The 13,224-nt window shown below is 54.6% G+C and carries 9 protein-coding genes and 1 pseudogene; 6 read left to right on the plus strand and 4 right to left on the minus strand.

Going from position 1 to position 13,224, the window contains the following annotated elements; translation table 11 throughout:
- Nucleotides 1-27 precede the first annotated feature (27 nt).
- The 4 genes from ACWORE_RS09355 to ACWORE_RS09370 all read right to left on the minus strand — a co-directional run bounded on the left by ACWORE_RS09355 (nucleotide 28) and on the right by ACWORE_RS09370 (nucleotide 3,476).
- Nucleotides 28-789, minus strand: coding sequence for a decaprenylphospho-beta-D-erythro-pentofuranosid-2-ulose 2-reductase (locus ACWORE_RS09355; protein WP_455303630.1), 762 nt, complete (start codon nucleotides 787-789; stop codon nucleotides 28-30).
- A 91-nt stretch (nucleotides 790-880) separates the two neighbouring features.
- A complete protein-coding gene (locus ACWORE_RS09360; protein WP_455303631.1) occupies nucleotides 881-2,314 on the minus strand; it encodes an FAD-binding protein in 1,434 nt (477 codons plus the stop codon).
- A 180-nt stretch (nucleotides 2,315-2,494) separates the two neighbouring features.
- Nucleotides 2,495-2,731 (minus strand): hypothetical protein, encoded by a 237-nt coding sequence (locus ACWORE_RS09365; RefSeq protein ID WP_455303632.1) that lies wholly within the window; start codon nucleotides 2,729-2,731, stop codon nucleotides 2,495-2,497.
- 121 nt (nucleotides 2,732-2,852) lie between these two features.
- Complete coding sequence (locus ACWORE_RS09370; protein WP_455303633.1) at nucleotides 2,853-3,476, minus strand: DJ-1/PfpI family protein; 624 nt, start codon at nucleotides 3,474-3,476, stop codon at nucleotides 2,853-2,855.
- Nucleotides 3,477-3,912: 436 nt separating this feature from the next.
- On the opposite strand from ACWORE_RS09370, the gene ACWORE_RS09375 reads away from it, so the two are divergent.
- From ACWORE_RS09375 to ACWORE_RS09400, 6 genes and pseudogenes are all read left to right on the plus strand, one after another.
- Nucleotides 3,913-5,673 (plus strand): ABC-F family ATP-binding cassette domain-containing protein, encoded by a 1,761-nt coding sequence (locus ACWORE_RS09375; protein ID WP_455303634.1) that lies wholly within the window; start codon nucleotides 3,913-3,915, stop codon nucleotides 5,671-5,673.
- Between the two features lie 2,286 nt (nucleotides 5,674-7,959).
- A pseudogene (locus ACWORE_RS09380) lies at nucleotides 7,960-9,613 on the plus strand (ABC-F family ATP-binding cassette domain-containing protein).
- Nucleotides 9,614-9,634: 21 nt separating this feature from the next.
- Complete coding sequence (locus tag ACWORE_RS09385; protein WP_406605302.1) at nucleotides 9,635-10,240, plus strand: TetR/AcrR family transcriptional regulator; 606 nt, start codon at nucleotides 9,635-9,637, stop codon at nucleotides 10,238-10,240.
- A 74-nt stretch (nucleotides 10,241-10,314) separates the two neighbouring features.
- Entirely contained in the window at nucleotides 10,315-11,016 is a 702-nt protein-coding gene (locus ACWORE_RS09390) for a hypothetical protein (protein WP_406605303.1), read from the plus strand.
- 316 nt (nucleotides 11,017-11,332) lie between these two features.
- Nucleotides 11,333-12,031, plus strand: coding sequence for a hypothetical protein (locus ACWORE_RS09395; protein WP_406605304.1), 699 nt, complete (start codon nucleotides 11,333-11,335; stop codon nucleotides 12,029-12,031).
- 74 nt (nucleotides 12,032-12,105) lie between these two features.
- Nucleotides 12,106-13,206, plus strand: a complete 1,101-nt coding sequence (locus tag ACWORE_RS09400; protein WP_455303635.1) for a hypothetical protein — start codon at nucleotides 12,106-12,108, stop codon at nucleotides 13,204-13,206.
- The last annotated feature ends 18 nt before the right edge of the window (nucleotides 13,207-13,224 follow it).

The raw sequence follows: 13,224 nt of genomic DNA on the forward strand, positions 1-13,224 counted from the left end.
CCGCTAAACCTGCGTCGCTAACTCCTCTTAGATAGGCAGTTTCCGCAGGATAGCGGCCGGCGTGTGAGCCAGGGCCATCATGACGTAGCGGAATAGCGGGTGGACCCAGATCACGGACTTGTTGTCGTCGACAGCTTTCGCGACGGCGGCCGCCACGTCTTCCTTATTGACGGTTAGCGGTGCGTCGTCAAGGCCTTCGGTCATCTGTGTTCGCACCTGGCCTGGGCGAACGACGAGGACGCGGACGCCACTGTCACGCAGCGCTTCGCCCAGCTGGCGGTAGAAGCCGTCGAACCCGGCCTTGGTGGAGCCGTACACGAAGTTGGAGCGTCGGACGACCTCACCGGCGACGGAGGAGATTGCCACGATCTGCCCGTGGCCCTGCTTCTTCATGGCCTGGCCGAGCAGAACACCGACGGACACTGAGCCCGTGTAGTTGATCTCTGCAGTTTGAACTGCTTTTTCTTGGTCCTGCCACAGCTCTTCTTGGTCGCCCAAAATGCCGAATGCGACGATGGCGAGGTCGATATCGCCGTGGCTGAAGGCCTCGTCGATGACGGCCTTGTGTGATTCGGTGTCGAGAGCATCGAAGTCGATAGTGCGGACCTCGGACGCCCCTGCTTTCTTCATCCGGTCAATCGCGACGGGGAGGTCTTTGCTGTTCTTCCTGGCTGCGAGGGTGACGGTGGCGGAGCCTTGGGAGAGGAATTCCTCGACAATGGCGAGGCCCATATCCGACGTTCCCCCGAGGAGAAGGATGGATTGTGCGTGCCCAACGGCGTTAAGCATAAAGAAAGGACCCTTTCTGTGTGCCGAGCCCGTCGCAGGGCCTGGCGGAGTAATGCAATTCGTGCAGTGAGTGTGGATTAGCCAGATCGGATTAGTGCAGTTCCAGACGGCGGGACATGTCCGAGGCGAACACGCCGCTCGGGTCGATGGTGTTGCGGGTCTTCAGCCAGCTGTCCATCTTGGGGTACATCTTGTGGAAGTTTTCGGCCGAGGTACGCGATTCCTTCGCCAGGTAGAGGCGCCCACCGAATTCCATGACTCGTTTGTCCAGGTCATCCAGGAAGTCGCCGAGGCCGGGCTTGATGGGGAAGTCGACGCAGACGTTCCAGCCGGGCATCGGGTAGGAGAGGGGTGCGCGGTTGCCTTCACCGAACAGCTTGAAGACGTTGAGGGCGGAGTAGTGCCCGGAGCGCTGAATGTCGCGGACAATCTCTTTGAAGGGTTCGACGGCTTCGCGCGGGACCACAAACTGGTACTGCAGGAAGCCCTTAGAGCCGTAGCCGCGGTTCCACTCGCCGATGAGGTCGAGTGGCTGGTAGAACTGCGTCAGGTTCTGCACCTTGTTGCGGTATGTTCCGGACTTCAGCCACCACAGCTTACCGATGGACATCATGGTCAGCTTGTTCATCGTGAAGTTCGGGAAGATGTCCGGGACCGTCATCAGCTGGGGTGCGTTGAACTTCAACGGCTTCTTCGCCAGTTTGGGGGCGTATTCCTTCAACTGATCCAGCGTGGCCAGGGATCCGCGGGAAATAGCGGCACGGCCCAGCTTCGGTTCGGGAGAAATAGCGTCGAACCATGCCGACGAGTAGGTGTAGTTCTTCTCGGAACCGTCGGAGTGGAATTCGATAGTTTCATCCAACGACGCGGTCATGTCGCCGTCGGCGATGAAGTAGGCGGTTTCGGTGCGGGTCATCGCGATGCGTGCGCGCACGATGATACCGGTGAGGCCCATCCCGCCAACGGTTGCCCAGAAAAGCTCGCCATCTGGGTCATCGGCGCTGCCCTCGGGCTCGAGGTGGAGGATGCGGCCGTCGGCAACCAGCAGTTCCATGGAGGCGACGTGGTTACCGAAGGAACCGGCGGAGTGGTGGTTTTTCCCGTGAATATCTGGGCCGATCGCACCGCCGATGGTGACTTGCCGGGTACCGGGGAGCACCGGAACCCATAACCCGTAGGGAAGGGCGGCTTTCATGAGTTGATCGAGAGTGATGCCACCATCGACATCGGCAATAGCAGTGTCCGGGTCGATGGAGTGGATTTCATTGAGCGCAGCCATGTCGACGACAAGACCACCGCTGTTTTGGGCCGGGTCACCGTAGGAACGGCCCAGACCACGAGCGATCACGCCGCGCTTGAGGTAGTCGGGCTTGTCTTCATTCTGCTCGGCAACCTCCCGCACTGCGCGGGCAATTAGGTCCAGGTCAGGTGTGGACAGGACTTCACTAGAAGCCGGCTGAGTGCGCCCCCACCCTGTGAGACGACGGTGTTCTAGCGGTAGTTGATCTGTCGTGGTTGAGCTCACTTCTAACTCTTTCTCCTTGGTACGTCAGATTGGTTGTGCGCGACCATACGAGTGTGAGAGCCTTCGTCGAAGCCAAAGCCTCCCGCGCTACCACCCGTATAGTTCCACGCCATAGTTTTACGCCTGTCACGGCGATAGGCGAGTATCGATTTGATGGGAACCGACACCGGGATAACGGGTTTAGTAGAGGTTCATAATGTCGCGTATCTCTTCGGGCAACATGTCCACGCTGGTAATGAGCGGCTCGTCATATTCCCTGAGCAGGTCATTGACCCGTTGCCGGGACGAACTATCCAAGATCGGTAGCTCTTCAGCCATCATCCGCGTCATGGGCACATCCAGCGGGACTGTGGTGCGTTCCGCAGCTTCGTAGGTGGCGGCCGCAGCTTTGTCAGCCGCTGATTTTCGTCCGAACATGCCCCCTAGTGTACGGGGTGACGCTGAAATGTCAGCGTTGCTGTGACCGAAATTTCATTATCGACGCTGCGCTGGGGTCTTTTCGGGCGTCATCGCTTTGGTCGAATTGAGTAGCGGTTACTTAGCGCGGGCCCTGGAAGCGTGCGAACGGATCGACGGTGCTATTGGTCTGTGGTTGGTATTCAACCCGCTTGGTTACTTCCGCTTGAACTTTTTGCCCAAACAAGTGTCCAATCAGCGCGGCGGCCATATCTATGCCGGCTGCAACACCCGAGGATGTCCATCGGCAGCCGTCGTGTACCCACCGCGCTTGATACTCCCAAGAAATATCGTCGCCAAATGAGGATGCCCATTCAAAAGCTAGTTTGTTGCTCGTCGCTCGATGGCTTTCGAGGAGACCAGCCGCGGCGAACAATGCCGACCCCGTACACACTGATGCCACTACCTTCGATCGGTTTCCAATATCCGTTAGCCAAGACAAGAACGATTTGTCGTGAGCCAACGTCCGTGTTCCCATACCTCCGGGGACCAAAATGATATCGGGATCGTTAAGCTCGTCGTACTCTAATTTCGCAATTACCTCAACGCCTTGAGCGCTTCGGACGGGGCCACTCCGCTGAGCGACCAGTTCAATTTTTACATCGGGGATTGCGCTGAAGAGCTCTATAGGGCCGAACGTGTCAAGCAACTCGAATCCGTCGAAAAGTATTACCGCGAGATGCCTTTCAACCACGTTCTCTGCCATGGACCTATGGTAGACGACCTCGTAGTTGCGGTCATGGTTTCGCCGTGAAAGTTACTTTTATTGGTAACGAGCTGGGCGCAAACGTCTCGGATACAACGAAGTAAACATACCCTAGCAAGCTATGGCGTAAAAACCGAGTACCCCGAAAATAGTTCAAGCTTCAGTGATCTGTAAAGCCCGAGGAGCACGCGGAAACGACTTATTCAACTAGCGGAACTATGTCAATGCCACCAGCTTTGACATGAACGTCATTAACGATTGAATTCAATGTACGGTGTTGAAAAAGCATGGTTTGGGACATCGGTTGGGGGTGGGTCTAGACCTTAGAATAGTTGCCTGTTAGTATCCGGAGGCATGATCAAGTGAGTTGTGTCGTGCCTGTGTCTGTGGCTGGTGCCCGGCAGGTTATGCCCGTCCCAATTATTTAGGACTTTTCTTGGCTACAACTCACCTTCCTTCGATTGCCTCCGCGCAGATTTGCGTGGACGGCGTTTCTTTCTCCTTTGCTGACCATCGCGTACTTACGGACGTTTCTCTGACAGTTTCTGGTGGAGAACGTGTCGGCTTGATCGGGGAGAATGGCTCAGGAAAATCTACGCTGTTGCGGGTTATTGCGGGGCTTCTTGAACCTGACGCCGGGAACATCCATGTTTACATGCCGGGGGTCTCCCTCCCTCGTGTTGGTCTGCTTCACCAGGAGCCACCCTTCTCGTTATCCGCAACTGTAAAAGAGGTCATTGAGACTGCGGTGGCCCCGGTCCGTCGCGCCGCGGTTGCACTGGATCACGCTGCCGAGGCAATGTCCGAAGCCACGGAAAGTCAGGCCGCTGCTGCTGCGTATACATCAGCCCTTGAAACAGCAGAGCACCTCGAAGTATGGGATCTTTCTGCGCGGATCGAGAGAATACTAGACGGGCTCGGGCTTGCATCTGTTCCGCGCGACCGGATTGCTAAACACCTCTCTGGTGGACAGTGCGCCCGTCTTAGCTTGGCCTGGCTCCTTTTGTCTCAACCCGATGTGCTCCTGTTGGATGAACCGACAAATCACCTTGATGACACAGCTACCGAGTATTTGCAAACGTACTTGCTTGAGTGGCGTGGCCCTGTACTAATGTCGAGCCACGACCGTGCCTTTCTCGACGAAACTGCGACCAGTCTGATTGATATGGATCCGACTCCGATTCCAGCTGCGTTAAAGGCTCAGCTTTCAGATGGTGGAGCCGGCACCGGGGCCGGTCTGACCCGCTATACAGGAGCATATACCGACTATCTCGCTAATCGCCTAAACACCAGAATGCGTTGGGACCGTCAGTACCGCGACGAGCAAGCTGAACTGAAGCGCCTTCGTGTGTATATGCGCGAGAACTCGGTGGTGGGACATGTAGGACGAAAACCGCGCTCAGAAGCACGTTCAGCGAAAAAGTTTTACTCCGACCGTAACGCGAAAGTAGTAGCACGACGAGTCAATAGCTTTCAATCTCGGCTCGAAGAACTGGAGAAGCGGCAAATTCGTAAGCCGCCGTCCCGATTGACTTTTAGTGGACTGGATGCAGTCACTCCATCTCATAGCCCAATCGCTCGCAATCATGAATCGTTGGTGATCGCCACAGATATCGGCCTTGACGCCCGGCTCGGGCCAGTCTCACTCACAATCGGTGCTCGTGATAAATGGCTGATCACTGGATGTAATGGCTCGGGAAAGTCCACACTACTGAATATTCTGGCTGGTCGGCTTACCCCCAGTTCAGGTAGCATTCGACGTATCAGGGGAATACGTACAGTACTCCTGACGCAGGAGGTGCTCATTCCTGATCCCGTTAATCGGGGCTCGGAAAGAACCGTGCAGGAAGCTTATAGGGACATCGTAGGAAGACGCCAAGCAAAGCAAGCGCCGCTGAGTATGTTCGGCCTTCTTGCCCCAAAAGATGAGGGACGGCGAGTCGAAGCGTTGAGTGTTGGCCAGCAGAGGAGGCTGGCTTTGGCAACGATCCTTGCAGATCCACCTGATCTGCTTCTGCTTGATGAACCGACAAATCACTTGTCGCTCACTCTTGTCACAGAAATCGAGGCAAGTATCGTTGACTATCCGGGTGCGGTTGTCATCGCATCACATGACCGATGGCTTAGACGGAAATGGAAGGGGAGGAGACTTAATATGACACCTCCCTCGAACAGAGCGGTTGACGCATGCCGGTGAGTAAGCCCTACCTGCGGGCTGCGCATAAGCATACGGTAGTTGGTCTTGGTTTCTACCTTGTCCAAAAAAGAAGATGTCTGCTGGAACCGCCAGAGAAGACGATGAAGAGTACTCGGTTGTTCTTGCTTTACCCGGTTTGAGGCCCCGCCAAGCATCACCTTTTATGACAACATCTCTAATCAGACGTCTATATCTACCTATTTTCGTCGGAGGCTAAAAAAGTAAAGATAATGTGGGCCGTTAACGTCCGCATCGTGGTAGAGCGGTCCGGCGCACGTGGTGGCGTGTAAATTCTTCCTGGCTAAAGAAGCCTAGAGGTTGTCCATAAAACTGTAATTTTCTGATTGGTCTGTAATATCGGGCAAAACTATCTTGGCCGAGGGTAACGGAAAAATATAATGCTGATTATCTTAGCCGAAGCGCTATTTTGGGCCCTTATTGTAGCGGGAATGGTAGCTCGCTACTGGCTCCAGAGACCTGTCACTGGCAAGTGGCTTCTTATTGGCGGCCCTGTAGTTGACTTTTTGTTGATTATGGTCGTTATCATTGAGCTAAGATCTGGGAAACCTGTGGCATTAGCCCACCAGCTCGCTGGCATCTACCTGGGCATTAGTGTAGCCCTCGGTCCGAGCATTGTTCGGTGGTGTGATCAAAAGGCCCGCGGGTGGTGGTTCGGAGAAAAAGTAGAAACTAGCCGGGACAACACATTCTCTTCGGCACTGTGTTCCGAGATAGTTTTCTATCCAAATGGATTTTGGCGATGACAGTTGGATTTCTGGTTAATCAAGGACTAATCCTACTCGCGATAGATGAAGGTCAACGTAAAGCGCTATCCCAAGCGAGCACTGTGCCATTCATGTCTGTATTATTCGTCGCCATATTTGGGCCAGGATGAATCCTGATTTTCGGAAATAAAAGTAATAAGGAACCATGATAGGGTACGAGTATTTGCTGTCAAAATTTTCTACTAAATTGAAGGCGGCATAGCTCACTCCGTTCTTCTACTTCTGTACGAACTTAGAGCCAGGAATTCTCATGCGTCAGAGTGGTATATAATGACCTCGACGATCGGACGTGATACGTCGAGAATAAACAATCAAAAGAATAAAACCCGAAGTGATCGAAGCGTAGTCAAAAAAGAAGAAATGGCAACTAGGATCCATTTAAAGTTCGGGAAAAATTCTTTGAATCCTGTCATCTTTAAACTAAAAACCAATCAGGCGGTCACCTATCGAAGGTTGAGGCAGGCAGCATATATTCGTGTGGCTTAGAATTTTTCGGGAGTAATTAGCCAAATGACACAAACTACCATCTTTCTTATTTCGTCCGATAATTTTAGCACCGGCTAGCAACAATTACGGGGTTTGAGGGTACCAAGGTGGCCCGCCATAGGACATCGATCCGTGGATCGACCGAGGGGTTGCTCCGCCTGATTATTAGTGGTTACTTGCTAGGTCTACTAAAGCCAGATTCCCCGGGGTTAGTACACCACGCTTGCACGACGTCAATACTGGCACATTAGTGTGTTGACAAGTGCCGAAGACTAGGGCGGTTGGTATGGCAGTCATCGGTGCTTATTGGTGGGCTTACGCCCCATACTTTCACACCTCATGAGGTTAGTATCTATCACTTGCAGGTGACTCTGCGGGGCACGTGAAGCAACCTACTTGTTAAAGAAGACTAGTCGGTGATTGGATGATCGCACAGCGTTGTGCCGCTAAGTCCGGCTTTTGTTACCTGTTTTGTTTACTACCTAGTTGCCCGAATTCCGCTGAACTCTTCTCGAGCCTTTTGCGAACGAGGTGGCAGATTCGGGTTATTAGCTCTCCGGCCACTGAGTGTTCTAGGTGTATGCATCTCTATACGATGGGTTGAGAACGATAGATATACCTATGTAGCAGGGCTCTTATCATTAGCTGGGTAGAAAAACCGTTTTCCCCCGTTCAGACCCGAGTGTCATCGGGTCTGGGGGCATTTCGACAACCATGCGCTTAGTAGGGTTCAATTCAAAATTCGAGCGTTGAAAAAAGGAAAGCCTCTTTAAGGAAGGATTTATTCCCCTCCATGCCACTTGTTGGAGTAACTGTTGTTGGGAATTAAGCATCATAAGCGGGATTTATAGAGAGCTAGGTCCCCCCCGACGATTGGTGTGCGTTTGGGCTCGGGTGAGAAAGTTAACTAATTTAGATACGTTCGAAGCCTGACATTGGGAGGTTGCCGTGGCCAGAGCTCTGACCTGTGCCAGGGTCCAGCTTATTTATCACAGCTGTGATATTATCCGGTGTTATGAGCTACCTCGAACTACAGTCAGTCAGCTATACGCTTGCTGACGGTAGGCCTTTGCTTCGTGATGTCTCCTTCCGTGTTAGTTCCCATGAACGAGTGGCACTGATTGGGGCAAACGGCGCAGGCAAGACCACATTGTTCAAGATCGTTCTGGGGGAGATCGTCCCCCAGAAAGGTAGCGTTGTCCGGAGTGGTTCAGTGGGAATAATGCGCCAGTTCGTTGATTCTGGGACAGTAGAGGGCCTACTACTATCCGTGGCCCCTCCGCAATTACGTGAAACAGCTGAGCGACTGCATCGCGCTGAACGAGCAGCGTCCGCTACATCTGAGACAAAACCGCAAATGGAGTATGCGTCGGCACTTAATGATTGGGGCGAGAAGGGAGGTTACGACCTGGAGGTGCTATGGGATGTGTGTACGACAGAATCTCTAGGAATGTCATTCGAACAGTGCCGACACCGTCCGGTATCAACGTTATCGGGTGGCGAGCGGAAACGCCTCGTACTTAATGCACTGCTCCGTGGCCCTGACGAGATCCTCCTGCTCGACGAGCCCGACAATTTTCTTGACGTTCCTGGTAAACAATGGCTTGAATCGCAACTATCTGAATGCAAAAAAAGTACTTTATATCAGCCATGACCGGGAACTCCTCGCGAATACGGCTACCAGTATCGTCACTCTCGAGTTGGGGAGCGCGGGTAATACATCCTGGGTTCATCCGGGTGGTTTTGGTGGGTATCAGAAGGCACGAGAGCAACGATTTGATCGGCTCGACGAGCTGCGCCGGCGATGGGACGACGAGCATGAAAAATTGCGTGCGCTCGTCCACATGTACAAGCAGAAGGCGGCCTATAACTCAGATATGACCTCTCGGTACCGAGCTGCCCAAACACGGTTGGCTCGGTTCGAGCACGATGGCCCACCCGAAGCGCAATTGCGGGAACAGGAGCTTTCCATGCGTTTACGTGGGGGGAGGACTGGGAAGAAGGCCCTGGTTTGTGAGCAACTCGAGCTCACGGAACTCGTCGAGCCCTTTGACTTTCAAGCGTGGTATGGCGACCGCATTGCTGTACTAGGGGCTAATGGCTCTGGAAAGTCGCATTTTCTCCGCTTATTGGCTGCTGGTGGTAGTAACCCAGCTCCCGAGCATCAGCCGGTCGCTGAGATGAATATCGAGCCGGTTTCTCATCATGGCGATGCACGTTTGGGTGCTCGCGTTCGACCAGGATGGTTTGCTCAAACACGCGGACGCCCCGACTTTCGTGGCCGCACCCTTCTTTCCATACTGCATCGTGGAAACGAACACAGGCAGGGTCTGCCGAGGGAAGAGGCCTCCCGAGTGCTGGCTCGTTACGAATTGGCTCGCGCAGCCGAGCAAAACTTTGAGTCCCTATCAGGGGGACAACAAGCTCGTTTTCAGATACTGTTACTTGAGCTCAGCGGGGCGACGATGCTGCTTCTCGATGAGCCAACAGACAACCTTGACTTGGAGTCAGCAGAGGTTCTCCAACGAGCTCTCGGAACATTTTCGGGCACAATTCTTGTGGTGACTCATGACCGTTGGTTTGCTCGTGACTTTGACCGGTTCTTGGTGTTCGCCGAGGATGGACGGGCGTACGAGTCTGACCACCCCGTTTGGGAGGCGAATACGTAAAAGCAAGATGAGGATCAAGATATGCCTGCACGTATAGACGCGGAAGAACGTCGTCATATTGTTATCGAGGCTGCTTTTCGGATGATTGTCGCTGAGGGCCTCGAGGGCCTAACCCTAAGAAAAGTGGCGGTAGAAGCAGAACTCAATATTGGGTCAGTGCGCCACTTTTTTAATGGCCACGAGGATTTACTCGCCGCAGCAGCCCAGGAAGCCGGAAACCGCATGGGCCGACGCCTTGCACAACATCCAGTCGAGCAATTGAGAGGACTGACGGGCGAAGAAGCCTTAAATGCTTTACAGAATCTCCTGGAACAGGTTCTTCCTCTTGATGAACCACGAAAGGAAGAAGCTATCGTCGTGCTCGAATTCATCCGAGCTTCCCGGACGCAACCAGTCTTTGCATCATCTGCTGCACAAATGGCGAGCGATTTGCACGACGTTATTACCGACGCTTTAGCGTGTTTAGGCGTGCCGGGCCCTAGTGCGGTGGCACGGCAAATCTCAGCGCTTATCGGTGGTCTTACACTTGATACCGTCACGCCTCATGGTGCTCTGACTGTCAATCAGTTGCGGTCGACTCTGCGGGGCGCGTTGGGCAACCTTCTTGTTATAGACGCTGATCGGTGATCGGATAACTGCATAGTTCTATCCCTAGGTCAAAGTAAACGGGCAATGAGTAAAGCATTGTTACCCTGGATGCCATGCACCTAAGCAGGAGAGACCAGTTTCCCCACGGAGTCACACGACGTCTCAGTGAAGCGAAAGACCGTATTGACTCACTACCTCCGGACAAACGAGGTGCTTCCCGCTTTGTCGAACGGGTTTTGGTATCTTCTCTGATCGGCGGCTGGTACGCCTCTGGTGGCATCGGTTCGAAGCCGCGCCGGGTGGCGACGAAGGTAGGGGTGCTAGGGTCCGCGTTCGCGGTGATATGGATAACGGCAGAGTCGCCGGAAGATTCGGCAGACGCGGATAATAGCTTTCCTGAGGCTGCGGCAAACGAATCATCCAGTTCAGGGAAATTCACATCACCTGAGGCCGCCGTGTCGGATGCCACGAGGTTGGAAACCGCCGAGGGGTTGGGAACTTCATCGCCGGAAAGCGCATCATCGCAGGCCACCCCGTCGAAAAATGATGAAAATAGAGCCCCAAGCCCGTGGGGCTGGGCACGATTGGGTTTGGCTGTCAGCGCCGTGGTGGCCCTCTTCGTGGGATCGTTATATTTTTCCCGCTTCATTAGGAGAAAAGCGCTGGCGTTCATCCGTGCACATATCACTGAGTCACGGCCGTGGACGGTGTACGGAGTCCTTGTCAGCGTTGTCTGTTTTGCGTTGAGCTTCAACGAGGATAAGCGCACCGCCAAACTCGACGCCAGATTGAACGCATTGAGGGCGCGAGCATAGGTTTTCGCTGGAGAATGTAACGTCAGCCTGCATACCTGTTCGAGGAGCTGTAGTCTCAACTCCATTAACCCCAGCCGTTGACCCTCCACCATACAGAGAGCGCCGATGACTGGGGTTACTCCGTAGCGAGGAGAGCTAAGTCGGGGGTCAAGGGTCAAGCGGCAAAAACGCGGTGAAGATGGCGTTCTCGATCTTCGTTTTATTTGGCAGGCGAACGTAAAGGGCCGGCGAACGTCTTAAAGTGGTACGCACAACAACTCGCGGCATGCAACGCCTCGCGGTATGTAACGCACGAAGAGGCAAGAAAGAGGACCACATGACGTCTGCTGAATCTGACGGCAACTACCCCGTCATTGCAGTGGTAGCCGGTGAAGGGCCCACCGCAGTGTGGCATATCGACACCGATCCGCTAGCTAAAACAGGTCAGTTCGTTGGCGCGTGGATCGTCGGCACGGGGGAAACAAGCATCCAGCCTGGTGAAACGAATAACTTATCCTGGGCAGGAGCGGAACTTGATCAATCCGTTCTTCCCATGCTTATCGACGGTCACCCTGTGGTGCCGACCGATAGCGGCAGAAAGGCACTCGCCGCCATTGATGATGCCATTGGTGACGATGACGAAGGAAGTGGGGCGTCCGACGGGGGGAGCGCAACGTGGAGCGTCGTCAATGTTGATGACACCGTCGCAGCGATCAAGGAAGCCGTAACCTCATATAAAGAGGCCTTGAAGGACGAAAATACGCGGCGGAAAGCGGACGGCAAAAGCACGTTGAAGGGGCAAGCGTATCCCGACGTCGGAGACGTGGAACCTGCTTATGATGCCGCAGACGCGTTGGGCGTCGATAACCCGCTGGCTAAAGAGTGCTGGGCGTGGGCGGAAGGAATACGACGGCTAGTGGACACGTGGAACGGCATCGATGCCCAGCGCCGGGCCAAAGCCACCGATTATTTGCAGCACTTCGGCGGTAAAAAGCCGCAGCCTATTCCCCTGGTCACACGCACAACTGAGCGCTAACAGACGGTTCCTCAAACCCAAAGTAGGGAACAATTGGCGCACCAGCCCCGGGATTTGTGTCTACCCTGGGCTTTATGAGCACAAACACCGCCCGCGACGATGACAACGTCATCGAACTGAGCGATTATGCGCATCGCGCGCGCAGCGGTGACAGCAGCCAATTTCCCCAGAGCCAAAGCGAACCCGTCCTCGATGGCAACGAGCCCGTCGCGCGGGAAGCCGCCAGCCTGGTGCTCTCTGTCCACCAGAGCGGTGGCGATGGCCCTCAGTACCGGATTATCGGGATCAACGACGCTCTTCACGTCGCAGATTTCTTCACTGTGCTGGACACGTGCTTCGGGTGTGATGGTGACGCGGAATGGACGGTTCATGGGGGTGACGGGGCAGAGGGAGAACGCGAGTCTTTCGTTGGTGACCAGTCGCTGTACGAGCTGCTCAACGCCCCCGGCGACACGCTGGATGTGACCCGGCACCAACCGGCGGGCGTGGACGCGAATACTGGAGGCACGAACGTCGGCGAAGCGAGCATCGGTGACGCGAACGCCGACGAGGGGAGCAGTGAGGATGCTAACTCCGGCGAGGGGAGCGTCGATAAGAATATTGATGACTACGATGACCTGCACTTTCATATCGACGTAGCCGAGTGCTATCTACGCGATCACGGGACTCCCGACGCGTTGTGTGTCGGCGGAGACGAGCATGCCGATTTAGACAGCATCAATGCAGAGCTAACTGGTGCAGCGACAACGCAGCACATTTTGCACGCGACGAAACCCATCATCCGTTCGGCCATCGAACGAAGTGGCATCTTTGATTTCATTCCGCTGCTCCAGGCTTTGGACTTAGGCCGAGAAACGAATGTGGACGCGGACACGCTGGCGCTATGCCGATGCCTCCCGAAGGAAAAGGACCCGGCCGGCCGCGATGCGGCGGTTGCTGAAATCATGGCCCAAGCGGCTCTGGTTGAAGGTCCCCTGCGAGCGGACATTATCGAAACGATGATGGAAGCAATCGGGTGGGTAGCCGACGACGGTTCGGAACTGAAACTCCCCGAAATTGACCATCTGGCCAGCGAAACTTTGCAGGCCTTTGAGCGCATAGGACTCACGGGGGATCAACGATTGTCCTCGCTGGAACGGCTTGAATTGTGCCGAGCGATCATCCGCGCGGACTAGGTATCGGAGGGCGGACTA

The organism is Corynebacterium sp. c7Ub_26 (assembly GCF_053760365.1).